The sequence below is a fragment of the Pseudomonas sp. BIGb0176 genome, from assembly GCF_024810175.1.
GTDB lineage: Bacteria > Pseudomonadota > Gammaproteobacteria > Pseudomonadales > Pseudomonadaceae > Aquipseudomonas > Aquipseudomonas protegens.
Window position 1 is genome coordinate 2,200,318 of the sequence record NZ_JANUEC010000001.1, and the last position, 24,274, is coordinate 2,224,591.

The 24,274-nt window shown below is 66.3% G+C and carries 26 protein-coding genes; 8 read left to right on the top strand and 18 right to left on the bottom strand.

The window, feature by feature from the left end:
• Positions 1–31: 31 nt before the first annotated feature.
• The 6 genes from M2395_RS09530 to M2395_RS09555 all read right to left on the bottom strand — a co-directional run bounded on the left by M2395_RS09530 (position 32) and on the right by M2395_RS09555 (position 5,310).
• Entirely contained in the window at positions 32–1,003 is a 972-nt protein-coding gene (locus tag M2395_RS09530; RefSeq protein ID WP_123430401.1) for a FecR family protein, read from the bottom strand.
• Entirely contained in the window at positions 1,000–1,521 is a 522-nt protein-coding gene (locus tag M2395_RS09535; protein ID WP_015635079.1) for a sigma-70 family RNA polymerase sigma factor, read from the bottom strand. Before M2395_RS09535 ends, M2395_RS09530 begins: the two co-directional genes overlap by 4 nt.
• Positions 1,522–1,631: 110 nt before the next feature.
• Entirely contained in the window at positions 1,632–2,606 is a 975-nt protein-coding gene (gene hemB / locus M2395_RS09540) for a porphobilinogen synthase (protein WP_015635078.1), read from the bottom strand.
• A gap of 286 nt (positions 2,607–2,892) precedes the next feature.
• Positions 2,893–3,489, bottom strand: coding sequence for a hypothetical protein (locus M2395_RS09545; protein WP_123430400.1), 597 nt, complete (start codon positions 3,487–3,489; stop codon positions 2,893–2,895).
• Positions 3,486–4,388, bottom strand: a complete 903-nt coding sequence (locus tag M2395_RS09550; RefSeq protein WP_053157606.1) for a PhzF family phenazine biosynthesis protein — start codon at positions 4,386–4,388, stop codon at positions 3,486–3,488. Before M2395_RS09550 ends, M2395_RS09545 begins: the two co-directional genes overlap by 4 nt.
• Positions 4,389–4,605: 217 nt before the next feature.
• Positions 4,606–5,310 (bottom strand): glutathione binding-like protein, encoded by a 705-nt coding sequence (locus M2395_RS09555; RefSeq protein ID WP_011060585.1) that lies wholly within the window; start codon positions 5,308–5,310, stop codon positions 4,606–4,608.
• A gap of 227 nt (positions 5,311–5,537) precedes the next feature.
• On the opposite strand from M2395_RS09555, the gene M2395_RS09560 reads away from it, so the two are divergent.
• The gene (locus M2395_RS09560) at positions 5,538–6,212 is read left to right on the top strand and encodes a histidine phosphatase family protein (RefSeq protein ID WP_171820699.1); all 675 of its coding nucleotides are present in this window, start codon (positions 5,538–5,540) and stop codon (positions 6,210–6,212) included.
• On the opposite strand, the gene M2395_RS09565 is transcribed toward M2395_RS09560, so the two are convergent.
• From M2395_RS09565 to M2395_RS09580, 4 genes are read right to left on the bottom strand one after another with little or no spacing between them, the layout of a single operon-like run.
• The gene (locus tag M2395_RS09565) at positions 6,213–7,502 is read right to left on the bottom strand and encodes an FAD-binding oxidoreductase (protein ID WP_123430399.1); all 1,290 of its coding nucleotides are present in this window, start codon (positions 7,500–7,502) and stop codon (positions 6,213–6,215) included.
• A complete protein-coding gene (locus M2395_RS09570) occupies positions 7,499–8,245 on the bottom strand; it encodes an amino acid ABC transporter ATP-binding protein (RefSeq protein ID WP_011060582.1) in 747 nt (248 codons plus the stop codon). Before M2395_RS09570 ends, M2395_RS09565 begins: the two co-directional genes overlap by 4 nt.
• Positions 8,242–8,898 carry an amino acid ABC transporter permease gene (locus M2395_RS09575; protein ID WP_011060581.1) on the bottom strand — a complete coding sequence of 219 codons (657 nt, stop codon included), beginning with the start codon at positions 8,896–8,898 and terminating at the stop codon, positions 8,242–8,244. Before M2395_RS09575 ends, M2395_RS09570 begins: the two co-directional genes overlap by 4 nt.
• Positions 8,899–8,958: 60 nt before the next feature.
• Entirely contained in the window at positions 8,959–9,729 is a 771-nt protein-coding gene (locus tag M2395_RS09580) for an ABC transporter substrate-binding protein (RefSeq protein WP_015635071.1), read from the bottom strand.
• A gap of 171 nt (positions 9,730–9,900) precedes the next feature.
• Here M2395_RS09580 and M2395_RS09585 point away from each other — a divergent pair, with 171 nt between their 5' ends.
• Both M2395_RS09585 and M2395_RS09590 read left to right on the top strand, forming a co-directional pair.
• Positions 9,901–10,677 carry an IclR family transcriptional regulator gene (locus M2395_RS09585; protein ID WP_053150580.1) on the top strand — a complete coding sequence of 259 codons (777 nt, stop codon included), beginning with the start codon at positions 9,901–9,903 and terminating at the stop codon, positions 10,675–10,677.
• Between the two features lie 360 nt (positions 10,678–11,037).
• Entirely contained in the window at positions 11,038–12,093 is a 1,056-nt protein-coding gene (locus tag M2395_RS09590) for a permease (protein ID WP_123430398.1), read from the top strand.
• 168 nt (positions 12,094–12,261) lie between these two features.
• Here M2395_RS09590 and mnmH read toward each other — a convergent pair whose 3' ends face one another.
• From mnmH to M2395_RS09605, 3 genes are read right to left on the bottom strand one after another with little or no spacing between them, the layout of a single operon-like run.
• A complete protein-coding gene (mnmH, locus tag M2395_RS09595; protein WP_077933819.1) occupies positions 12,262–13,359 on the bottom strand; it encodes a tRNA 2-selenouridine(34) synthase MnmH in 1,098 nt (365 codons plus the stop codon).
• Complete coding sequence (gene selD / locus M2395_RS09600; protein WP_015635068.1) at positions 13,359–14,393, bottom strand: selenide, water dikinase SelD; 1,035 nt, start codon at positions 14,391–14,393, stop codon at positions 13,359–13,361. Before selD ends, mnmH begins: the two co-directional genes overlap by 1 nt.
• A gap of 43 nt (positions 14,394–14,436) precedes the next feature.
• Positions 14,437–14,838, bottom strand: coding sequence for a DUF4440 domain-containing protein (locus M2395_RS09605; protein ID WP_230493591.1), 402 nt, complete (start codon positions 14,836–14,838; stop codon positions 14,437–14,439).
• Between the two features lie 262 nt (positions 14,839–15,100).
• Here M2395_RS09605 and M2395_RS09610 point away from each other — a divergent pair, with 262 nt between their 5' ends.
• Complete coding sequence (locus M2395_RS09610; RefSeq protein WP_123430397.1) at positions 15,101–16,057, top strand: nucleoside-specific channel-forming protein Tsx; 957 nt, start codon at positions 15,101–15,103, stop codon at positions 16,055–16,057.
• A gap of 87 nt (positions 16,058–16,144) precedes the next feature.
• Positions 16,145–17,173: a purine nucleoside permease gene (locus M2395_RS09615; RefSeq protein ID WP_041117289.1), complete on the top strand. Its 1,029-nt coding sequence runs from the start codon at positions 16,145–16,147 to the stop codon at positions 17,171–17,173.
• Between the two features lie 377 nt (positions 17,174–17,550).
• Here M2395_RS09615 and M2395_RS09620 read toward each other — a convergent pair whose 3' ends face one another.
• The 3 genes from M2395_RS09620 to M2395_RS09630 form a co-directional block, all read right to left on the bottom strand.
• A complete protein-coding gene (locus M2395_RS09620; RefSeq protein ID WP_123430396.1) occupies positions 17,551–18,507 on the bottom strand; it encodes a zinc-binding alcohol dehydrogenase family protein in 957 nt (318 codons plus the stop codon).
• A 41-nt stretch (positions 18,508–18,548) separates the two neighbouring features.
• Positions 18,549–18,722, bottom strand: coding sequence for a DUF1427 family protein (locus M2395_RS09625; RefSeq protein WP_011060571.1), 174 nt, complete (start codon positions 18,720–18,722; stop codon positions 18,549–18,551).
• A 410-nt stretch (positions 18,723–19,132) separates the two neighbouring features.
• Positions 19,133–19,906 (bottom strand): helix-turn-helix domain-containing protein, encoded by a 774-nt coding sequence (locus M2395_RS09630; RefSeq protein WP_041117284.1) that lies wholly within the window; start codon positions 19,904–19,906, stop codon positions 19,133–19,135.
• Positions 19,907–20,130: 224 nt separating this feature from the next.
• On the opposite strand from M2395_RS09630, the gene M2395_RS09635 reads away from it, so the two are divergent.
• Positions 20,131–20,358: a DUF6555 family protein gene (locus M2395_RS09635; RefSeq protein ID WP_011060569.1), complete on the top strand. Its 228-nt coding sequence runs from the start codon at positions 20,131–20,133 to the stop codon at positions 20,356–20,358.
• A gap of 49 nt (positions 20,359–20,407) precedes the next feature.
• Here M2395_RS09635 and M2395_RS09640 read toward each other — a convergent pair whose 3' ends face one another.
• Both M2395_RS09640 and glcC read right to left on the bottom strand, forming a co-directional pair.
• Positions 20,408–20,578, bottom strand: coding sequence for a metallothionein (locus tag M2395_RS09640; protein ID WP_053157581.1), 171 nt, complete (start codon positions 20,576–20,578; stop codon positions 20,408–20,410).
• A gap of 132 nt (positions 20,579–20,710) precedes the next feature.
• A complete protein-coding gene (gene glcC, locus M2395_RS09645) occupies positions 20,711–21,478 on the bottom strand; it encodes a transcriptional regulator GlcC (protein ID WP_011060568.1) in 768 nt (255 codons plus the stop codon).
• A gap of 231 nt (positions 21,479–21,709) precedes the next feature.
• On the opposite strand from glcC, the gene glcD reads away from it, so the two are divergent.
• Together glcD and glcE are read left to right on the top strand one after the other, a co-directional pair.
• Positions 21,710–23,209, top strand: coding sequence for a glycolate oxidase subunit GlcD (gene glcD, locus M2395_RS09650; protein WP_123430395.1), 1,500 nt, complete (start codon positions 21,710–21,712; stop codon positions 23,207–23,209).
• On the top strand, positions 23,209–24,273 hold the full coding sequence (gene glcE, locus M2395_RS09655; protein ID WP_123430394.1) for a glycolate oxidase subunit GlcE: 1,065 nt from the start codon (positions 23,209–23,211) through the stop codon (positions 24,271–24,273). Before glcD ends, glcE begins: the two co-directional genes overlap by 1 nt.
• Position 24,274 lies beyond the last annotated feature (1 nt).

Below are 24,274 nucleotides of genomic sequence, written 5' to 3' on the forward strand. Positions count from 1 at the left end.
AAGACCATTGAATTTTTTTTGCCCCGCGGATTCAACCCACGCGGCTATCGCAAACCCGTACCCAGTAGCGGGTGTAGCGCTTGATCTGCAGGGAGAAACCGCTTTCCAGCGCCGCCAGGGCGCGGTCGGTGTCATCGATGGGGAAGGCCCCGGAGATCTTCAGCCCGGCAATCTGCGGATCGCACTGCACAACCCCGCGGCGGTAGCGCGACAGGTCGGCCAGCAATTCCCCCAGGGGCCGGTCGATGGCGATGATGCTGCCCTGGCGCCAGGCACCCACCGCGGCATCGTTGGGCCGCAGCGCGGCAAAGCCCCCGGCGCTGAACGCCAGTTGCTGGCCGGCCTCGACCCGACGCGGCGCAAGGCCTGCGCCCAGGCTGACCTGCACCACGTGCTCCAGCACCGCCACCTGCTCCTCACGCTCATCGCTGCGCAGCACGAAGCGAGTGCCCAGGGCCAGCACCTCGGCGTCCCGGGTGAAGACCCGGAACGGCCGCTGCAAGGGATCGGCAGCGGTGCTGACCAGCATCTCGCCCCACAACAGCTGCACCTTGCGTTGCTGGCTGTCGAACTGCACGTTGATCGAGGTGTTGGTATTGAGCAGCAGCGAAGTGCCGTCCGCCAGGCGCACTTGCCGGCGCTCGCCGATCTGGGTCCGATAATCGGCCAGCAGTTGCTGGGCACTGTCGCTGCGCCAGCCCAGCCAGCCCAGGGAACCGGCCGAGGCCAGCACCACCAGGTTGCGCATCAGCTCGCGGCGCGAGCGCCCTGCCCCGCGCAAGGTGGAACCGGCCAGGCCGCCGGGCAGTGCCGACATCTGCTCGCCCAGTTGCTGCATGCGCTCCCACGCCTGGCGGTGCAAGGGGTCGGCGGCCAGCCATTCGCGCCAGGCGGCCTGCTCCTGCTCGCTGGCGCTGCCGGAGCGCAATTGCGCGTACCAGCGTGCCGCGCCGCTGATGGCCTGGCGCTCGCCGACGCTCAGTTGCAGGCCGGCGAAACTCATGACAGCTGCATCCGCATCTGCATCAGGCAGCAATGCTCCATGGCCTTGGCCATGTAGTTGCTCACGCTGCGCACGGAAATCTGCAGGCGCTCGGCGATCTGCTCGTAGGTCAGGCCGTCGCACTGGGACAGCAGGAAAGCCTGTTTCACCTTGGGCCCCAGGCCATCCAGCAGCCGGTCGATTTCCATCAGCGCCTGGAACAGCACGCTCTGCTCCTCCGGCGACGGGTGCTCGCCCTCGGGTACCAGGGCCAGGGCTTCGAGGTAGGCCTGTTCCAGGGAACGCCGGCGAAACAGATCGATCAGCAGGCCCCGGGCAATGCGCGACAGGTAGGGCCGCGGCTCACGGATCTCCACTGCGTTGCGCGCCTTGAGCACCCGCACGAAGGTGTCCTGGGCCAGGTCGGCGGCATCGAAGGCGTTGCCCAGGCGCTGGCGCAACCAGCCCTGCAGCCAGCCATGGTGATGGGTGTAGAGGTCGGTGACGGCACAGCGCAGGGATAAGTCGTCGGCGGGCATGACAGTAAGGATTCATATTTGATAATGAATCGCATTGTCATGTAGAGGCGGAAGTCTTGGCAATAGCCACGAACGCCGGACGACGTTCGTGGCAGTACTGCGGAGCCTAATCAGATCCCGGCCAGGGCCAGGTCCATGGCGAAGTAGGTGAAGATCAGATCGGCGCCGGCGCGCTTGATCGAACCCAGGGTTTCGCGCACCACTCGCTGCTCGTCGATGGCGCCGGCCTGGGCGCCGAACTTGATCATCGCGTACTCGCCGCTGACCTGGTACGCCGCCACCGGCAGGCGCGAGGCCTCGCGGATGTCGCGGATGATGTCCAGGTAGGCCCCGGCGGGCTTGACCATCAGCGAGTCGGCGCCTTCCTGTTCGTCCAGCAAGGACTCGCGCACCGCTTCGCGGCGGTTCATCGGGTTCATCTGGTAGCTCTTGCGATCGCCCTTGAGCGCGCTGCCGCCGGCTTCACGGAACGGGCCATAGAGCGCCGAGGCGAACTTGGTGGAATAGGCCATGATCGGCGTCTGGGTGAAGCCGGCGGCATCCAGGGCGCGGCGGATGGCCTGGACCTGACCGTCCATGGCCGCCGACGGCGCGATCACATCGGCGCCGGCACGGGCCGCAGCCACCGCCTGCTTGCCGAGGTTGAGCAGGGTCTGGTCGTTGTCCACTTCATGGCCGTGCATGACCCCGCAGTGGCCGTGATCGGTGTATTCGCAGAAGCAGGTGTCGGACATCACGATCATCTCCGGCACCGCATCCTTGGCGATGCGCGACATGCGCGACACCAGGCCGTTTTCCTTCCAGGTATCGCTGCCGTCGCAGTCCAGGTGGTGGGAGACGCCGAAGGTCATCACCGACTTGATCCCGGCGCGGGCGTAGCGCTCGATCTCGCCGGCCAACCTGGATTCGGGAATGCGCATCACCCCGGGCATGCTCTTGATCGGCACGAAATCGTCGATTTCTTCCTCGACGAAAATCGGCAGCACCAGGTCGTTGAGGGTGAATTCGGTTTCCTGGAACAGGCTGCGCAGTTGTTCGGAGCGACGCAGGCGACGCGGACGGGCTTCTGGGAACTGGCTGGACATGATTTTTCCTAAGGCTGAGCGCGAAACAACACGAGCTATGGCGAAAAAAGGCTGAAAGCTTATGCCCGCAGCCGCCCCGGTACAAACCCGCACGGCTCAAGAGAGTCTTGCCCAAGCCGTAACAATGCCCTTGAGGCCCCGCGATCCAAGGGGTATCGGTCACTCGACGCGGCCAGCCTGCGACCATCTGACGCAACAGCGGCAGCCGCCATTGAAAAACCTGCGTGCGACAAATCCGGCGGTTGGCCGCTTGCAGCAGCTCCTGGCTCCCGCACGGGTGTGCACACTACGGCGGCTCGCTGCCCTGCAAATTGAGGGTGTAGTCCTTCAGAGGCGTTTTGAAGTAGGCCATGCCGGTATCGTCAACCTTTCCCCTGAGCACGATTTTCTTGATCCTGTCGGCAATTTCATCGGCAGCGTTTTCGGACTGAATCGTCGCTTCGATGCACTCGCCAGGCCGGTAACCCACAGTTCGAACGATCAGATTGAGATCGACGTAATGGTCAGCCTCGCGGCCCACCACGCGACGATTTTCCGGGCCCTGGGTCCAATATATCTCCACGACTTTGCCGGCTGATGGCTTGACCGGCAGGTTGCACGTGGCATTCACCGCCACGCCCTTGCCCCCTGGCGTGGGCGCCACGCTGGCGGATGCCGCGAATTCGCTCCCCGATGTATTACCAGGCAAGGTGGCCGGGCCGGGCGGTTGTTTGACCGCCGTGGTTTGTGCAATGCAAAGCAGTGGATCAAGCGCCAGCAAACCCAGCAGGCCTGCCCGCAGCATCCAGCCCTTCCAGGACACAACCTGGGCCCAGGCGCACAGGAGCCGTGCCGGCTTGTGCGTGCCGGTGCCTGCAAAATCGCCAGGTGCCAGCGCGCTCATGGATGCCTCGGTCCAGTGGGCGAAGGTGTATTCCCGCACGCTTGCTCACTGGTTTGGAGAAGCCGCAGGTGTCCCTCAATGCAGGTTCGCACCGTGCCGCCGATCCAGATTTCATCGCCGATCTGTTCCACGTCAATCCGCCCTGCCCGGCCCATGCTCAGGCCCTGGCTGACGCGGTAGCGAGCCGGTGCCAGCCCGGCGCCCAGCAACCACTGGGCGATGCCGGCATTGAGGCTGCCGGTGGCCGGGTCTTCGGGCATGCCATCACCGGCGATAAAGGCCCGTACCTCGAACTGCGCGTCGCTGTCATCACGCTCGGGGTCACAGGGCGCGATCACCCCGACCGCCAGACCGATCAGCGCCGGGTAGTCCGGTTGCAGGTCCAGCACCTGCTGGCGTTCGCCGAGCATCACCGCCAGCCAGCCGGCGCCGTTGTCGACCCACTGCGCCTGCACGATGTCCCCGGGCGTAAGGCGCAGGCCACGGCGCACCTGCTCCAGCACCTGGGGCTCCACCGGGCCGGCCTTGAGCAGCGGCGGCGCGAGAAAGGCCAACTGATCGCCCTGGCGGCGGATGCGCACCAGGCCCACTTCGCACTCCTGGATGATCTCCTCGCCCCGGGGCACGCCGCCGGCTTCGAGCCAGGCGTGGCAACTGCCCAGGGTCGGGTGGCCGGCGAAGGGCAATTCCTGGGTGGTGGTGAAGATCCGCAGGCGGTAGTCGGCCCGGGGATCGCGGGGCTGGAGCAGAAAGGTGGTTTCGCTGAGGTTGGTCCAGTTGGCGAAGGTGGCCATGCGCTCGGTGCTGAGCTCGTCAGCGTTGAATACCACGGCCAAGGGGTTGCCTTTGAGGGGAGTCGAGCTGAAGACATCGACTTGCTTGAAACTTAAGGGGCGCATGCAAAAATTCCTGTTTCTTAATAAGGCCCAGCGTTATGAGGCACAACGTTGGCTGTAGCCGCTGCCGAGCCAGGGTGAGGCTGCGAAAGAGCGGGCTGCGTTCGGTACGCAGGCCCTGGCTGGGCGCCCCCAGACACCCCCCTGGCATTCTTGGGATCGCCGCCACCGCTGCGCGCTCGTGCACAGCCTGCGGCAGCGGCTACAGGGCGTGCGTGCGTCAAGAAACCTTGGGAATCTCCAACCCGCGGATCACCGCCGGGCGCGCCACGAATTTGGCCAGCACTCGCTTGACCTCGGGGAAGTTGTCGATGCCCACCAATTCACCCGCCTCATAGAACCCGATCAGATTGCGAATCCACGGAAAGGTCGCGATATCGGCAATGGTGTAGCGCTCGCCCATGATCCACTCGCGCCCCCCCAGGTGCTTGTCCAGCACCCCCAGCAGACGCTTGGCCTCGTTCACGTAGCGCTCCAGCGGCCGCTTGTCCTCGTACTCCCTGCCGGCAAACTTGTTGAAGAACCCCACCTGCCCGAACATCGGGCCGATGCCGCCCATCTGGAACATCAGCCACTGGATGGTTTCATAACGCGCCGCCGACTCCTGGGCCAGCAGTTGCCCGCTCTTGTCCGCCAGGTAGATCAGGATCGCCCCCGACTCGAACAGCGCCAGCGGCTGGTCCCCCGGGCCGTGGGGGTCGAGAATCGCCGGGATCTTGTTGTTCGGGCTGACACTGAGGAACTCCGGGGTCATCTGGTCCTGGGTCTCGAAGCTGACCCGATGCGCCTCGTAGGGCAGGCCGATCTCTTCGAGCATGATCGAGACCTTGACCCCGTTGGGGGTCGGCAAGGAATACAACTGAATCCACTCAGGGAATTGCGCAGGCCATTTCTGGGTGACGGCAAAGGCGGAAAGATCGCTCATGACAGGCTTCCAGTCTCAATCAAAAGGGGGCGGCGCCACGGATGGGCAACGGCGGGGAATTATCCGCCGGGTTTTCTTAAATCGGCAACATGCAGCGCTTAAGCTGCCTGCAATCGAACCAAAAGCCGTTCAGGGACTCATAAGCCACGGCCCGATCAGGCCATGAGCAACGACAGGGAACATGGGTTTGTCAGCCTCACGCATCGCACTTGAAGAATGACCGCACCATGAACCTGCCCCGCCGCCTTGCCCGCCACTTCAAGCACCGCCGCTACCTGCCGTTGCCGGCCCTGTTGCTGGGCGGCGCCCTGTGCCTGTCCCTGGAATCCAGCGCCAGCCGCGCGCAACCGGTGGACGGCACCCAGACCCTGGTGTTCCTGCGCCACGCGGAAAAGCCCGCCGGCGGCCTCGGGCAGCTCAACTGCCAGGGCCTGAACCGGGCCATCGACCTGGCCTCGCTGCTGCCGGAGAAATTCGGCAAGGCGCAGTACGTGTTCGCCGCCAACCCCACGCGCAACGTCGAGGAAGGCGAGCTGGACAACTCCTACAGCTATATCCGCCCGCTGATGACCATCAGCCCCAGCGCCATCAAGCTCGGCCTGCCGGTGAACATCGACTTTGCCGCCAATGACACCAGCGACCTGGCGGACGAGCTGCTGCATGACCGCTACCACAACTCGATCATCTACACCGCCTGGTCCCACGGCTACCTGCCGGAGCTGATCAACAAGGTCGCCGAAGAAGCCGTGGGCGAGAAGCGCCCGATTACCGAGGATTGGGCCTCCAGCGACTTCGACTCGCTGTACGTGCTGACCCTGACCTGGCGCAACGGCAAGGCCAGCCTGCACAGCCAGAGCTACAAGCAGGGCCTGGATGACGGTGAGCAGGACTGCCCGAGCTGATCAGCCCAGGGCGTCGAGCAACCGGTACCAGGCTATCCCCGCTCCCAGGTAGAGGCGTTGCAAGCCGTGCAGCGGAATCGGCCGCAATGGCGTGACCGGGAAAGGAAAACCCTGCCCCGCTCCCGTCAGCCGCGCCGCCAGGTGCTTGCCCAGCAGGGTCGACAAGGCAATGCCGCGCCCGTTGTAGCCCAGCAGGATCGACAGCCCCGGCGCCGGCTCGTGCAACTGCGGCAGAAAACTCGGGGTCAGGGCCACGCGCCCGCTCCAGCGATACTCGATGGGGACGCCCGCCAATTGCGGAAACAGGTTCAGCAACGAACGCTCCAGGTGGTTCCAGTCGGCATCCCGGCGCGGCTCGGAAAACGGCCCGCGCCCACCCAGCAGCAGGCGCCCCTGGGCGTCCTGCTTGAAATACAGCAGCAGGCGCCGGGCATCGGAACACACCTCGCCGCCCGGCAGGATGCTCTGGCGCAGCTCGGCAGGCAGCGGCCGGGTGGCGATGATGAAACTGTTGGCGGCGATCACCGTCTGGCGCAACCCCGGCCACAAGTCGTCGGTGTAGCCATTGGTCGCCAGCAGTACCTTCGAGGCACGCACCCGAGCGCTGCGGTCGGTCTCCAGGGTCCAGCGCCCGCCATCGCGCTGCAGCTTCCGGACCCGGCTCTGGCCGTGAATGCTCACCCCCAGCCCCATCGCCACCCGGGCCAGGCCCCGGGCGTAGTTCAGCGGGTGCAGGCTGCCGGCCCGCGGGTCGACCCAGCCGCCCAGGTATTGCGAACTGCCGATGCGCTGGCTCACGGCGGCCTTGTCCAGCAACTCCACGGCCACGCCGCGCTGGCGCCACTGCTCGGCGCGCTGCTCCAGGGTGTGCATCGCCGCGCCGGAAAACGCCGGCTGGATCCAGCCCTTGCGGGTGGCGTCGCAGCGAATGCCGTGTTCCTTGATCAGCTCGAACACTTCATCGGCCGCGCCACCCACGGCATCGATCAGCGCCTCGCCCTGTACCGGGCCGAACTTGGCCAGCAGTTGCTCGGGGTCGAACTTGAGCCCGGGGATCACCTGCCCACCGTTGCGCCCGGAGGCGCCCCAGCCGGGCTCGCCGGCATCCAGCACACAGACGCTGGCACCGCTCTGGGCCAGGCGCAGGGCGCTCACCAACCCGGTGTAGCCGGCGCCGACAATCGCCACATCGACCTCCCGGTCCTCGGCCAGTGCCGGGGTGTGCTCGGCCGGCATGGCCGTGGCCGCCCACAGCGAGGGCGGCATGCGCAGGGGCTCGGATGCGCTCATGCCTGCACCTCCGCGCCCTGGTTGAGCAAGCGCCGCAGGAAGTCCTGGGTGCGCGGGTGGCTCGGGGTGCTGAGCACGGTTCGGGCCGGGCCGGCCTCGACGATGCGCCCGCTGTGGAGGAAGCACACCTGGTCTGCCACGTCCTGGGCAAAGCCCATTTCATGGGTGACCACGATCATGGTCATGCCCTCGTCGGCCAGCTTGCGCATCACCGCCAGCACCTCGCCCACCAGTTCCGGGTCCAGCGCCGAAGTCGGTTCGTCGAAGAGAATCGCCTCCGGGTCCATGGCCAGCGCCCGGGCAATGGCCACCCGTTGCTGCTGGCCGCCGGAGAGCTCGTCCGGGTAGGCGTGCATGCGATGGGCCAGGCCGACCTTTTCCAGCAGTGCCTCGGCCCGCAGGCGTGCTTGCCGGGGGTCCTGTTTCTTGACGTAGATCGGCCCCTCGGTGACGTTCTGCAAGGCCGTGCGATGGGGAAACAGGTTGAAGCGCTGGAACACCATGGCCACCCGGGTACGCAGTTCATGGATGCTCTTGGCCTGCCGGTCGACCCGCGCCCCGCTCACCAGGATGTCGCCCTGCTCGTAGCTTTCCAGGCCGTTGATGCAGCGCAGCAGGGTCGACTTGCCGGACCCCGAGGGCCCGATCAGGCACACCACTTCACCGCTGTGCACCTGTAGGTCGATGCCTTCGAGCACCGCCACATTGCCAAAGCTCTTGTGTACGCCCTTGATCTGGATCATGGCTTTCTCCGGGTGCTGATGCGCGCCTCCAGGCGGCGCAGGGCAAAGGACAGCGGCAGGCTCAGGGCTAGGTAGAGCAAGGCCACCAGGGTGTAGACGGTCATGTTCTCGAAGGTCGAGGAAGCGATCAGCTGCCCGGCCCGGGTCATTTCGGCCACGGTGATGGTGGACACCAGGGACGAGTCCTTGAGCATCATCACCAGGGTGTTGCCATAGGGCGGCAAGGCGATGCGCAGGGCCTGGGGCAGCACCACCCGACGCATGATCATCGGCCCGCGCATGCCGATGGATTCGGCGGCCTCGATCTGCCCCTGGTGAATGGCCTGGATACCGGCGCGGAAGTTTTCCGCCTGGTACGCCGAGTAGGCGATGCCCAGGCCGATCACCCCGGCCTGCATGGCGGTGAGCTGGATGCCGAAATCCGGCAGCACGAAGTAGATGTAAAACAGCTGGACGATGATCGGCAGCCCGCGAATGACGTTGACCACGCCGATGGCGAACAACGCCACCGAGCGCACCTTGGACACCATCATCAAGGCGAAGACCAGGCCGATCAGCGAGCTGAGCACGAAGGAGCCAACGGTGACCTGCAGGGTGACCACTGCGCCTTTCAACAGAATGGGCAGGAAGTCCAGAGCGTTCTGGAGAAACATGGAGAGACCCGTTTAATCAGCAGGAAAGGGACCCGGGCCAGGCGCCGGGCCGCGACTGGATCAGTTGAGCTTCCAGTGCTCGATGATGCGGTCCAGGGTGCCGTCGGCCTTGATCGCGGCGATCCCGCGATTGACCTCGGCCAGGGTCTGGGCATCGCCCTTGCGCACGATCAGGCAGACATCGCCCATGACCACCGGCTGGTAGCCCTTGACCAGCCGCACCTTGTTCTGGGTGCCCTGGGCCAGTTGGTAGGCGAGGATCGGCCGGTCGGCGAAACCGGCCTTGATCCGCCCCAGGGCCAGGTCGCGCATCAGATCGGGAATCGAGTCGTAGCCGCGCACTTCCTTGAAGATCCCGCGCTTGTTCAACTCGTCGATAAACACCGTGCCGACCTGGGCGCCGACGGTTTCCCCGGCCAGGTCCTCCATGCGGCGGTAGTCGCTGGCGTCGTCGGCCTTGACGATCAGGCCCTCGCCGTAGCTGAACACCGGGTCGGAGTACTGCACCACTTTCTCGCGCACCGGGGTGCGCAGCATGGCAGCGGAAATGATGTCGATCTTGTTCGAGGTCAGTGAGGGGATCAGTGCGGCGAAGGTGGTCTGCTGGATGTCCACGGCGAAACCGCCGGCCTTGCCCACGGCCCGGGCGGCATCGATCATCATGCCCTCGATGCTCTGGCTCTTGACGTCAAGGAAGGTGAAGGGAATGCCGGTGGCGGTGGCCCCGACCTTGTACAGCGGCTCGGCCTGGGCCGACGCCGAAAGGCCCAGGCCAAGGGCGCAACAGAATGCGAAAACAGCGGGTGCAAGGACGCGAGTGCGGGTGTGCATGGCGAATCTCCCATTGGACGGTTTTATTGTTTGAAGTCCGTGATGGATAGCCTCTGTTGTGGAAGGCAGGAGGCATGAGCCCGACTATAAACAATTTACAAAAATCGTAAAGAGATTTATAAATATCGAATATCGATATTCAAAATACAAAATAACCTGAAAGGACTGGTCATGAGCGATAACAACAACTCCCTTTTCAACCAGTCACTGGAGAAGGGCCTGGCGGTGCTGCGGGCCTTCAACGCCGCGCAACGGACCATGAACCTGGCGGAAATCGCCACGGCCGCCGACATCAACAAAAGCTCGGCGCAGCGCATGATCCACACCCTGGAACAGCTGGGCTACGTGCGTAAGCACCCGCAGACCAAGCGCTTCCAGCTGACCCCGCGGGTGATGGAGATCGGCTACAACTACCTGGCCGCCGACACCCTGGTGGACGTGGCCAACCCCTTCCTCGCCGAGCTGGCCCAGGTCACCGGGGAAACCACCAACCTCACCGAGCCCGATGGCCTGGACATGGTCTATGTAGCGCGCTTCGTGGCGCCCAAGTTCATCCCCATCCACATGCCCATCGGCAGTCGTATCCCGATGTACTGCACCGGCTCGGGCCGCGCCTACCTCAGCGCCCTGCCCGCCGCCGAGGCCCTGCAGATCCTCCAGGCCAGCGACCGCAAGGCCCACACCCGGCACACCCTGACCGAACTGGCGGACATCCAGCGCGAGATCGACGCCACCCAGCGTCGCGGCTACGCCCTGAACCCGGAAGAGCTGTTCCTGGGGGACATGGCGATAGCCGCGCCCATCCTCGACGGCAAGGGCTTGCCGGTGGCCGCGGTGCACGTGGTGGTGCCCAGCAGCCGCTGGACCCTGGAAGAAGCCGAACGCAAGCTCGCGCCCTCGGTGATCGAATGTGCCCGGGCCATCCGCACCTCGATTCGCACCCTCTGAAAATCGCTCCCCGCTGCCGCAGGCTCGGGCCGCGTTCGGACGAACGGCCCGTAGGGACGCAGCGCTCTCAAGGCCGACCGCGCTCCGACGGGAGATCGCCAGGCAAGGCCCTGCGGGCCTTTGCGCAGCCTCGCTGACGCTCGGCAGCGGCTACAGGGCCAGTGCCGATCAAGGTTTTGTGTAGCCGCAGCCACAGGCTCGGGCCGCGTTCGGACGAACGGCCCGTAGGGACGCGGCGTTCTCAAGGCCGATGAGCTCCCGACGGGGGATCGCCAGGCAAGGCCGGACGAGATCGGTTCGCAGCACGCCGGCGCCAGCGGCTACAATTCGCGCTTATTGTCCTCGTGCGGAATACCTTTCATGTCCAACCTCGCCTCCACCCAGCCCAACCGCGGCTGGGCGTTCTGGTGCAAACCCCTGCTGTTCCTGCTGGTCGCCGCCATCGGCCTGTATTACGTGAAGTGGTCGCCCTACTACCTCAAGGCCTTTGTCGCCGCCGACAGCCACAGCATCGGCGCCTCGATCCTCAACGATCAGCAGAGCTCGCCCTGGAGCGCCGCCCTGGCCTATTCCCAGGTGTACTTCCTGGCCATCTGGAAGGCTGCGGTGCTGGCGGTGATCCTGGGTTCCCTGCTGCAGGTGCTGATTCCCCGGGATTGGCTGCTGCGCCTGTTCGGCCGTGCCGGCTTCGGCTCGACCCTGCGCGGCGGCCTGTTCGCCCTGCCGGGCATGATGTGTTCCTGCTGCGCCGCGCCGGTGGCTGCTGGCCTGCGCCGGCAGAAGGTTTCGGTGGGCGCGGCCCTGGCGTTCTGGATCGCCAACCCGGTGCTCAACCCGGCGACCCTGGTGTTCATGGGCTTTGTCCTGGGCTGGGGCTTTTCCGCCCTGCGCCTGGTGGCGGGCATTGTCCTGGTGCTGGGCGTTTCCCTGGTGGCGCAGCGTGTCGCCGGCCCCGAGCAACTGCCCGAAGCCGCGGTGGATGCGGTGGTGGAAGCCAGCACGGTGAACGACCAGCCGTTCCTCAGCCGCTGGGGCAAAACCCTGTGGCAACTGTTCTGGAGCACCATTCCGATCTACGTGCTGGCGGTACTGGTGCTGGGCGCGGCGCGGGTCTGGCTGTTTCCGCATATCGACGGTGCCATGGGTGACAGCCTGTGGTGGCTGGTGCCGCTGGCGATCGCCGGGACCCTGTTCGTGATCCCCACGGCGGCAGAGATTCCCATCGTCCAGACCATGATGACCCTGGGCCTGGGCACCGGGTCGGCGGTGGCCCTGCTGATGACCCTGCCGAGCATCAGCCTGCCGTCGCTGCTGATGCTGCGCAAGGATTTCGATGCCCGAGTACTGGTGACCGTGGCCGTACTGACCATGCTGGTGGGGATTGTCTGCGGGTTGATTGGTGCGGTGTTGTTGTAGGGCTGGAGGGCCCTTTCGCTGGCAAGCCAGCTCTTACGGTCGGTGGGGAGCTGCCCATGTAGGAGCCGGCTTGCCGGCGAAGGCGATCTCGCGGGCCCCTTCGCTGGCAAGCCAGCTCCTACGGTTGGTGGGAGCTGCCCTGTAGGAGCCGGCTTGCCGGCGAACGAATCAGCGCGGTGAGCGCTGGCGCAGGTAATCGAGCACGGCGCCGTGCTCGCCGCTGAACTCGATCCGCGCGCCCTTGCTCTCGCGCTGGAAGGCGTACATCGGGTCGTAGTATTCGCCCAGCAAGCCTTCGATCCAGGCCCGGTGCCGTTCCACGTCGCCGCTGCGGGCCTGTTCCGCCAGCGCGGCTTCCATCAGCAGGAACAGGCGCTGGTGCCGCTCGCCACCGAGGCGCTTGTGGATCTTGTTCAGGCTTTCCAGCAGGCGCTCGGCGAACAGCGCGAAGCCCTGTTCGCCATGCACCGCCACAAACTCGGCGCAGAGGTTGACCACGTAGTCGTCAAGGATCCTTTGCACCCGGTTGGCCAGGCTGTCCTCCAGCCAGACCATGGGCAAGCCCTGCATGCTCTGGTACAGCGGCAGCGGCAAGGCGCAACTGCCGATCATGCGGTTTTCGTCTTCCAGGACAAAGCTCTGCACGCCGCGCTCACGCTTTTTCAGCAGGTCCACCGCCAGGCGGTTTTCGAAGTCGATGTTGCTTGGCTGTCCGGTGGCGCGGCGGCCGAAGCTGGAGCCGCGGTGGTTGGCGTGGCCTTCCAGGTCCAGGGCGTTGTCCAGCTGGCCCAGCACTTGGGTCTTGCCGGTGCCGGTCATGCCCCCCAGGAGGACGAAATCGCACTGCTGCAGGGCCTGTTCGGTGGTGTCCAGAAGGAAGGTACGCATGGCCTTGTAGCCGCCGCCAACCCGCGGGTAGTCAATGCCCGCTTCGTCCTTGAGCCATTGCTGGACGATCTGCGAGCGCAGGCCGCCACGGAAGCAGTACAGCAGGCCGTCGGGATGGGCCCGGGCAAAATCCGCCCAGGCCTGGATGCGCTGCTCCTTGATCGCGCCGGACACCAGTTGATGCCCGAGCACGATGGCCGCCTGCTGGCCCTGCTGCTTGTAGCAGGTGCCGACCCGCTGGCGCTCCTGGTCGGTCATCAGCGGCAGGTTGAGCACCCCGGGAAAGGCGCCCTTGGTGAATTCGATCGGCGCGCGGGTGTCCATCATCGGCCGGTCGTTGAGGAAGATCTCGCGGTAGTCGGTGCAGTCCAGAGACATCAGAACACCTCGACCGCGTGGCTCTGTCGCTCCACCAGCTCGCCAATCGGCGCCAGTTCCAGGCCCAGTTCCGCCGCCAGGGCCAGGAATTCGGCATTGCCTTGCGGGGTTACCGCCACCAGCAGCCCGCCACTGGTCTGCGGGTCGCAGAGCACGCGCTTGTGCAGTTCCTGCACTCGCCCGACCTTGTCGGCGTAGCTGCTGTAGTTGCGCAAGGTGCCACCGGGCACACAGCCCTGGTCCAGGTAGTATTCGACCCCCGGCAGGCGCGGTACGCGGTCGTAGTGAATGCGCGCGGTCAGGCCACTGCCGTCGGCCATTTCCACCAGGTGCCCGAGCAGTCCGAAACCGGTGACGTCGGTCATCGCGGTCACCCCTTCGAGCTTGCCGAAACGGCTGCCGGGCTTGTTCAGGGTGCACATCCAGTCGCGGGCCAGGCCGATGTCGGCGCTGCGCAGCTTGCCCTTTTTCTCGGCGGTGGTAAGCACGCCGATCCCCAGGGGCTTGGTCAGGTACAGCAGGCAACCGGCCGTGGCGGTGTCGTTGCGCTTCATGAAGCGTTTTTCCACCAGCCCGGTGACCGCCAGGCCGAAGATCGGCTCCGGCGCATCGATGGAGTGCCCGCCCGCAAGAGGAATGCCCGCGGCGTCGCACACGGCACGGCCGCCGCGGATCACCTCCCGGGCGATTTCCGGGGCCAGCACGTTCACCGGCCAGCCGAGAATGGCAATCGCCATCAGCGGGTCGCCGCCCATGGCGTAGATGTCGCTGATGGCGTTGGTGGCGGCGATGCGGCCGAAGTCGAAGGGGTCGTCGACGATGGGCATGAAGAAGTCGGTGGTGGAGACCACGCCGCGCTCTTCATCGATGGCGTACACCGCCGCGTCATCGCGCGAGGCATTGCCGACCCAGAGCTTGGGGTCGAGGTTCTGCGCCCCGCTGCCGGCCAGGATCACCTCCAGTACCTGGGGGGAAATCTTGCAGCCGCAGCCGGCTCCGTGGCTGTACTGGGTCAGGCGAATCGGCTCGCTCATGGGGCACCTCGTCAAGTCTGGGACCGGGATTCTAGCAGAGCCCTCAGGCACTTGGCCGCGGCGTGCCCTGATGGAACAGCATCTGCCAGCGCCCCTCCTGGCAGCGCCACAGCGAGCTGCGCCAGGCACTGCTGGCCGCCCGCCCGGGCGCTGCGGCGTTATGGCACAGGTAGGTGACCTGGGCCAGGTCGGCCCCCAGGCACTGCACGGCGAACTCGCTGATGCGCCGTTCGATGAAGACCTGCTGCGGCAGGCTGGCCAGCACCTGGGCCTTGTCCCAGCGCCCGCCGCTGACGCCGAATTCAAGAAAGTCATCGGCCAGCAAGGCCTCCAGCGCCTGGCGATCGGCACGCACTTCGGCCTGTTGCAACTGGCGTTCAAGCATCAGCAGGTGGTCGGACAGCTCCATGGTCACTCCCGAGGTGGTGGCGGGTAAGTGGCGCACTCTAGCATTGCGCGCCTGCACCAGCGCCGGGCCTGGGGGGCGGGCATTGCCCAGGCCTGCAGCGTCCGGCCCTCCCCGCCATCGGCACGCACCCCGCCCCAAGCGCCAATCCCGCGGCCATTCACGCCTTTGTCGCAAGCCGCTGTTTCAAGTTGGTACGCCATATGCAAACGTTTGCGAGTTGTAATTTTGTGGGTGTTCGCCGCCTTCTTTCGAAGTGTCGAGCACAAGGGACTTCACACTGCAAGAACAGGGACTTTCCATGCTCAACCCTCTGCGACGCCATGCGTCCTGCCGTACCCTGGCTGTTTCGTTGTGGCTGGCCGGCGTTACGGGTCTACCCAGCGCCTTCGCCCAGCCCCCCGCCGCCCCGGCGGACGACTCGGCCCAGGGCGAAAGCCTGAGCGCCGATGTGCAACCGGCCAAACAGGGCGCCTACCTCTCCGGCTGGTACAACCAGGACCTGATGCTCATCGGCAGCAAGGACATCAGCTTCGGCCCGCGCCCGGCAGACGACATCTACCTGGAATACGAATACTTCGGGCGCAAGGGCCCCTTCGAGCTGTACGGCTACATCGACCTGCCGAAGATCCTCGACATCGGCAACAGCCACGACAAGGGCATCTGGGACCACGGCTCGCCGCTGTTCATGGAGCACGAGCCGCGAATCTCCATCGACTACCTGGCCGGCCGCAGCCTGGCCATCGGCCCGTTCAAGGAGTGGTACGTGGCCTTCGACTGGATCTACGACCACGGCAGCCGCACCGCCAACCGCGCCAACACCCTGTACAGCGGCCTGGGCACCGACATCGACACCCATTCGCGGGTGAACCTCTCGGCCAACTTCTACGGCCGCTACCAGTGGGAAAACTACGGCGCCAGCAACGAGTATTCCTGGGACGGCTACCGCGCCCAGCTGAAATACATCGTGCCCATCGACAGCTTCAGCAACGGTGCCTCGCTGACCTACATCGGCTTCACCAACTTCGATTTCGGCTCCGACCTGCACAAGGACAACCCGGCCCGCACCGCCAACGCCACGGTGGCCACCAACGTGCTGCTCTATTCCTTCACCCACCTGCGCTTCACCCTGGTGGGCCGCTACTTCCACAACGGCGGCAACTGGGAAGACGGCAGCGTGCTGAATTTCGGCGACGGCGAATTCCGCGCCCGCTCCAATGGCTGGGGCTATTACGCCGGGGTTGGCTATCAGTTTTAAAGCAGCGGCAAGACAAGAGCGGTTGCGATGAGTTGCAACCTGGATCAGGCAGGATAAGCGCCGGTTAACGGCAGTCATGGAGGTTGTATGCGTGGGATTCAAAAGGTTTCGTGGGCAATGGGCTTGAGTGCACTGGTGGCTAGCGGCGCCTGGGCCAGTGAGGCACCGATCAAGCCCAAGGTGGTGCTGATCAGCATGTTCGCGCCGGAAGCGCAGCACTGGATCGAGCGCCTGGAGCTCAAGCGCGAGATCCGCGTGCCGGGGCTGGCGGCGGAGTATCCGGTGATTCGCTGCAACGACCGGGAGGTGTGCCTGTTGACCACGGGCATGGGCCAGACCAATGCCGCGGCGTCGACCCTGGCCCTGGCGCTGTCGCCCAAATTCGACCTGCGCAAGAGCTATTTCCTGATTGCCGGGATCGCCGGCATCAGCCCCCAGCACGGCACCATCGGCACCGCCGCCTGGGCCCATTACCTGGTGGAGTTCGGCACCCAGTGGGAAATCGACTCCCGGGATGCGCCCGAGGGCTGGCCCACCGGCTACCTGGGGATCAACACCAAGGGCCCCAACGAAAAACCGCCCCTGGACTACAAGACCGAAGTCTTCGAGCTGAACCCCAAGCTCCAGGCCAAGGCCTTCGCCCTGAGCCGCAACGTGGCCCTGAGCGAGAGCAAGGAGTCGGCGGCCTGGCGCCTGAAATACCCCAAGGCCCCGGCCAACCAACCACCGGTGGTGACCCGCTGCGACACCCTGGCGGGCAACACCTGGTTTTCCGGCACCCGCCTGAGCGAACGGGCGGAGGTCTGGACCCGCTTGCTGACCGACAACAAAGGCACCTATTGCACCACCCAGCAGGAAGACAACTCCACCTACGAAGCCTTGCTGCGGGCCAGCCGCGAGGGCCTGCTGGACATCCAGCGCCTGGCGGTGGTGCGCGCCGGTTCCGACTTCGACCGCCCGGCCCCGGGGGCCAGCGAAGTGGACAACCTGCTCAAGTACGCCGACCAGGGCGGCTTTGTCCCGGCCCTGGAAAACCTCTACCGGGCGGGCAACCCCCTGGTGCAGGACATCCTCGGCAACTGGTCGGCCTGGGAAAAGGGCGTGCCCGAGACCTGATTTCTCTCCCGGGAGCGGCCAGGCGGCGTTCCGCTTGCCGGCGATGGAGGTCTCAAGGCCCTCTTCGCCAGCAAGCTGGCTCCTACACAGAACACACGGCGCACGCATCCCCCGTAGGAGCCGGCTTGCCGGCGAAGGCGATCTCAAGGCCCCTTCGCCAGCAAGCTGGCTCTTACACAGAACACGCAGCGCACGCATCCCCCGTAGGAGCCGGCTTGCCGGCGAAGGCGATCTCTGGGCCCTCTTCGCCAGCAAGCTGGCTCCTACACAGGACACACGGCGCACGCATCCCCCGTAGGAGCCGGCTTGCCGGCGAAGGCGATCTCAAGGGCCCCTTCGCCAGCAAGCGGGCTCCTACGCAGGGATGGCCGCTGCGCTCAGGGGATGAGGATGATTTTTTCGCCGCGCCCCTGGTTCACTTCGGCATAACGCTCCAGCCCCCGCTCCAGCGGCGATTCCACCAGGCCTTCCGGCAGCGGCAGCAGGCCTTCATCGAAATAGCGGCCGAACTGCTCCAGCATCGCCGCGCACGCCTCTACGCCATACAACAGCGAGTTGATCCCCACCACCGAGCCACCCTTGCGGTACAGCGCCAGGGCCGGCAGTTGCACATGGCCGTCCACCGGGGCGGCGATGATGGCGATGCGGCCAAAGGTGGCCAGGGCCGGCACCGAGGCCGGCAGCCAGAAGCCGGTGGTGTCGAAGATCACCTCGGCACCGCCGGCATAGACTTCGGCCACCTGGGCCGCCAGGGTTTCCGGCTGTTGCAGGTGCAGGGTCGGGTAGCCCTGGGCTTCAAGCGCCTGGACCTGCTCCACCCGGCGCGCCGCCGCCAGCACCCGGGCGCCGCGCACCTTGGCCAGGGCCAGGGCCGCCGAGGCCACCGCGCCGCCGCCGATCACCAGCAGCCGGGTGTCACGGGCTACACCACTGCGCTCCAGGGCATCCCAGGCCGTGGTGTAGGGCACCCCGAGGCTTGCGGCCTGGGCAAAGCTCAGGTGCCGTGGCTTGCGGGCCACGCCCTGGGCGGACAGCACCACGTACTGGGCATGGCTGCCGTCGGCGAAGAAGCCCAGCTCCTTGCCGGTGCCCCAGACTTCCTGGCCCAGCAGTTGCGCCGGCCCCTGCTCCACCACCCCGGCAAAGTCCCGCCCGGGCACCCGCGGCAGTGTGGTGTAGGGAAAGCGCCCGAGGACGTTCTTCACATCACTGGGGTTGAGGCCCGCAGCCTTGATGCGCACCAGCACCTGGCCAGCAGCCGGTACCGGGGTGGGCAGGTCCACTACGTGCAGGGCCGCGAGGTCGCCGGTGGCGGAAAATTGCAGTGCTTTCATCGTCGGTTCCATGAGTCGGGGGGGAAAGGAAAAATGCGTGTTCAGGACAGCCAGCTGCCGAGCAACTGGCGCCCCACGGGCCACAACTGCTCACCGCCGAGCATGCCCAAGAGGCCAACCAGGGCAATTGCCGGCGGCGCCGGAGAACGCACCTGTAAGGCGCCGTAAAGCAGGCCGACCAACAGGCCGGCGGCCAGGGAAATCAGGTAGTTCATGCTGCGCTCCAGAGGCCGTGCGGCTCATGCCGGGGTGAAGTGGCGTGTGCGGCACAGTCTAGGTGGCACGGTCCCGCGGCATCGGCCAAGTGCTTCAGGATTTCGGCCAAGGCCGAACCCCTGGCGGTCGCTTGGCTGGCGTCCGCCTGATGCACATCCGGCGCTCTCCGGATCTTCATGTCTCCTGCGACGGAGTGCCGCCCAGAGCGTTCGTCCGAACGCGGCCCGAGCCTGCGGCAGCGGCTACACGACGCCAGGCAGTCCCTGTAGCATCTGCTGAGCCTGCGAAGCTGCGAAAAGGACCGAAGGGCCTTGCTTGGCGATATCCCGACGAACCTATGGCGGCTTTGAGATTGCCGCGTCTCCTGCGGAGCCGTTCGTCCGAACGCGGCCCGAGCCTGTGGCAGCGGCTACACCTGGCTGGCGCTGGCGTACTGGGAAGGCGCGACACCCAGTTCCCGGCGGAACATGTCGCTGAAGCTGCTGGGGGAATAACCCAGCTCCCGGGCAATGCGGCTCACCGGTACACCCTGGATCAGCTCGGCGGCAGCAGTGGCCAGTTGCACCTGGCGCCGCCATTCGGCAAAGCCCACGCCCAACTGCTCCTTGAACAGCCGCGCCAGGGTGCGCACGCTGGCCCCCGCCGCATCGGCGTGCTGTTCAAAGGAGATGGCCAGGGACGGCGCCGCCATCACCGCCTGGCACAGGCTGCCCAGGCGCCGGTCGGAGGCGTCCGGCAGGGCTATCTTCAATTGCGAGCGACGAGCCCGGCGCAGTTCCAGCAGGGCCAGCCCCACCAGCGCCTCGTAGTACTCCGGCTGCGGCGGGTCGAGTTCCACCAGGCGCACGATCAATTCGCGCAGCAGGTTGTCCACCTGCAGCACCTGGACGCTGGGGTCCAGGGTCGCCGCCAGGGACGGGCGCAAATAGATGTTGCGCATCTGCAGGTCGCTGACCACGCGAATCCCGTGGCTCACCCCCGGCGGCAACCACACCGCGCGCTGGGGCGGCACCACCAGGGCTTCATGGGGCGTCTCGACCCACATCACCCCGCTCATGGCGTAGAGCAACTGGCCCCAATCGTGTTCATGGGGCTCGATGAACAAGCCCCGCGGATAGGTGCGGGCCAGGGGTTGCACCGGGATCGCGGGGTCGCTGAGGTCGGGGGGTGCGGCTAGGGCCATGGCAAGGTCGCGGCAGGTCGGCGGGCGCCCATGGTAACCAGCCGCCCGGGGCGCCGCCAACCGCTGCCGCGCCCATCCGGATGAAGGCCTGGGCGCCGCTCGGGAATCCATTCGGATAGAGCGGCTGGCGGCCCATGACCGTCGGTAGCCCGGGCGGACAATCAGAGTGAATTTTTCCGCCGCGCCAGGATCACTAAAAGATCACAGGGAGGAACCAAGGCTTTATGAACAACGCAAAACTTTTCGTCATCGAATACACCCTCCACGGCGCCCCCAAGTCCTTCATCATCCGCCAGGAAAAGATGGACAACGCCGAGGCCTGGCACTGGGCCAGTTGCGACGCTGGAGTGGGTCGGATAGGACGTTTCGGCCGCGAACGGGTGAAGAAGACCAGCAAGCCCATGGCCGAAAAGTTCGGTATCGAAAACGTCACCTGGCGCCCTTCGGTCTAGGACGCAGCAACGCGGGTGGAGCCGCACGGCCCCACCCGCCGATCCCCCCTCAGCCGTGGGCGCCCTTGGCGCATTTGCAGCCTTCGGTGCAAGCGCAAGGCTCGCCGTGGGCGTGATGGTCGGCGCACGCCTGGCAGCAGTAGTGCTTGCCGTGACGGACGATGGCATGGGCGCCCAGCTTGCAGGTGCAGGCCGGGCAGGCACAGGTTTGCGTGGACATGGCATGGCTCCTCGGGTTCAAGGCTCGGGCCTTTGAGCGGGTGCTTCACCGAGCGCCCCGCTCGGGCCGAGTCCCCACAGGTTAGGCCAAGGCACCGCCCGGCCAGGGCGCACGCGACTGATGGTCGGCCCCTCACTCCCAGCCCTGCAAACGCAAGGTAGCGCGCACCAGCCGCTGTTCTTCGTCCTCGATGTCCCTGAGGTTGCGGGCAATGCCCTGGATATGCGCCACCGCCGCCTTGCGCGCTTGTTCCGGCAGGCGCCCGGTGACTGCGTTGTACAGCCGCGCATGCTGGCGGTCGATCTGGCGCTTGGGCGCCGGGCGGTGATAGAGGTTGTTGACCGAGGCGAACACCGAGTTCAGCAGCAGGTCGGTGAGCGAGCCCAGGGTCTGCACCAGCACCGGGTTGTGCGAGGCCTCGCAGATCGCCAGGTGAAAGGCGTGGTCCAGGCGCGCCAGGGCGGCGGGCTCCAGGGCCTGTTCATGGGCCTGCAGCAGGGCCTGGTAGGCGCGCTCGATCAGCACGAAATCCGCTTCGGTGCCGCGCAGGGCCGCCAGCCGCGCCGACTCGCCTTCAAGCAGGCTGCGCACTTCCAGCAGGTCGTAGAGGGTGCGGGGCTGGGAGCTGAACAGATGCATCAGCGGCGACTGCGCCGCCGGGGCCGACAGTTGCGCCACCTGGGAGCCGCGGCCCTGTCGAGTGTCGATGATGCCCCGCGCCCGCAGCAGTTTCAGGCCCTCGCGCAGGGCCGTGCGCGAAACCCCGAGCTTGGCCGTCAGGCGCCGTTCCGAGGGCAGCAACTGGCCGGTCTTGAATACCCCGTCGACGATCAGCCGCTCGATCCGTGCGCAGACCAGGTCCGCCACCTGGGGCCGACGCCCCGCTTGCGTGTCCTGCATGCTTCCTCCCACTGGTATGACCAGCCCTGTGCCATTTGTCCGGCTATTCCTGCGTGCCCGCCAAGCGTTTGAAAAACCTGATCTTTCGGAAAAACCCCGGCCTGCCCTGGAAAACAAAGTGGTTCGACCACTGCCAACGCACATGGACACTAAAGCCCGCCGGGCCAATCATGCAAGGCAGCCGTACAGCATTCGCGACCTGATAAAAACCACACAAGGTCCTTAGCCGCCATGACGATTCTCTACGACGAACGCCTCGATGGCGCCCTGCCCGACGTCGACCGCCAGGCCCTGATCCAGGCCCTGCGCCAGCAGCTACCGGAGCTGGAGCTGCTGGACCAGGAGCAACAGCTCAAACCCTACGAATGCGATGGCCTGAGCGCCTACCGCAGCACGCCGATGCTGGTGGCCCTGCCCCGGCACCTGGACCAGGTGCAGCGCATCCTGCAGATCTGCCACGCCCACCGGGTGCCGGTGGTGGCCCGGGGCGCCGGCACGGGCCTGTCCGGTGGCGCCCTGCCCCTGGAAAAGGGCCTGCTGCTGGTGATGGCGCGCTTCAAGGAAATCCTCCAGATCGACCCCGCCGCCCGTTGCGCCCGGCTCCAGCCCGGGGTGCGCAACCTGGCGATCTCCCAGGCCGCCGCGCCTTGGGGCCTGTACTACGCTCCCGACCCCTCTTCGCAGATCGCCTGTTCGATTGGCGGCAATGTCGCGGAAAACGCCGGCGGCGTGCATTGCCTGAAATACGGCCTGACCGTGCACAACCTGCTCAAGGTCCAGATGCTCAGCGTCGAGGGCCAGCCCCTGACCCTGGGCAGCGAGGCCCTGGACGCGCCGGGCTTCGACCTGCTGGCGCTGTTCACCGGCTCCGAAGGCCTGCTGGGGGTGATCACCGAAATCACGGTCAAGCTACTGCCCAAGCCGCAGATCGCCAAGGTGCTGCTGGCGGCCTTCGACTCAGTGGAAGCCGCCGGCCGCGCCGTGGCCGACATCATTGCCGCGGGCATCATCTCCGGCGGCCTGGAGATGATGGACAACCTGGCGATCCGCGCCGCCGAGGACTTCATCCATGCCGGCTACCCGGTGGACGCCGAGGCCATCCTGCTGTGCGAGCTGGACGGCGTGGAAGCCGATGTCCACGACGATTGCGAGCGGGTGCGCCAGGTGCTGGAACGGGCCGGCGCCAGCGAGGTGCGCCTGGCCCGGGACGAGGCCGAGCGCGTGCGTTTCTGGGCCGGGCGCAAGAACGCCTTCCCGGCGGTGGGGCGCTTGTCCCCGGACTACTACTGCATGGACGGCACCATCCCCCGCCGCGAGCTGCCGGGGGTGCTGCGGGGCATCGCCCGCCTGGCCGACGAACACCAGCTGCGGGTGGCCAACGTGTTTCATGCCGGCGACGGCAACATGCACCCCTTGATCCTGTTCGACGCCAACCAGCCCGGCGAGCTTGAGCGGGCCGAGGCCCTGGGGGGCAAGATCCTCGAACTGTGCGTGGCAGTGGGCGGCAGCATCACCGGCGAACACGGGGTGGGCCGGGAGAAAATCAACCAGATGTGCGCCCAGTTCAACCACCACGAGCTGACCCTGTTCCACGCCATCAAGGCGACCTTCGACCCCAGCGGCCTGCTCAACCCGGGGAAGAACATCCCGACCCTGCACCGCTGCGCCGAATTTGGCGCCATGCACATCCACCACGGGCAACTGCCCTTCCCCGAACTGGAGCGATTCTGATGAACGTGGCCAGCGATTTCGACGCCGCCGAGACCTTGCTGGAACAGGTGCGCGATGCCTTGGCGAGCAACACCGCGCTGCGCATCCAGGGTTCCAACAGCAAGGCCTTTCTCGGCCGCGAGAGTGCCGGGGAAATACTCGATACCCGCAGCCATCGCGGCATCGTCAGCTACGACCCCACGGAGCTGGTGATCAGCGCCCGGGCCGGTACGCCGCTCGCCGAGCTGCACGCCACCCTGGACGCCGCCGGGCAGATGCTGCCCTGCGAACCGCCGTCCTTCGGCGCGGGCGCGACCCTGGGCGGCATGCTCGCCAGCGGCCTGTCCGGGCCGCGCCGGCCCTGGGCCGGGGCGGTGCGCGATTTCGTCCTCGGCACCCGGGTCATCAGCGGCAGCGGCCAACACCTGCGGTTTGGCGGCGAGGTGATGAAGAACGTCGCCGGCTATGACCTGTCACGGCTGATGGCCGGCAGCTACGGCTGCCTGGGGCTGGTCACCGAGGTCTCGCTGAAGGTCCTGCCCAAGCCCCGGCAATGCATGAGCCTGAGCCTGGAAATGGACCGCCAGCGGGCCCTCGCCCAGCTTGCCGAATGGGGCCAGCAGCCCTTGCCCATCAGCGCCGCCTGCCATGACGGCGAACGCCTGCACCTGCGCCTGGAGGGCGGTGAAGGCTCGGTGGCGGCGGCCCATGACCGGCTCGGCGGCGAGCCCCTGGACCCGGGCTACTGGAGCCAGCTCAACGAGCAGCAACTGGACTTCTTCAACCCCGGCCCGCCGCTGTGGCGCCTGTCGGTGCCGCACAACACGCCGCTGCTGCCCCTGCCCGGCGAACAACTGCTGGACTGGGGCGGCGCCCAGCGCTGGCTGAAGACCGATGCCACGGCCGCCGACATCCGCGCCGTTGTCAGCGCCGTTGGCGGCCACGCCAGCTGCTACAGCCACGGCCTGCAAGACAGCCCGTTCCAGCCCCTGGCGCCGACCCTGCTGCACTACCACCAGCGCCTCAAGGCCCAGCTGGACCCGCAAGGGATCTTCAACCCCGGCCGACTCTACGCGGAGCTCTAGA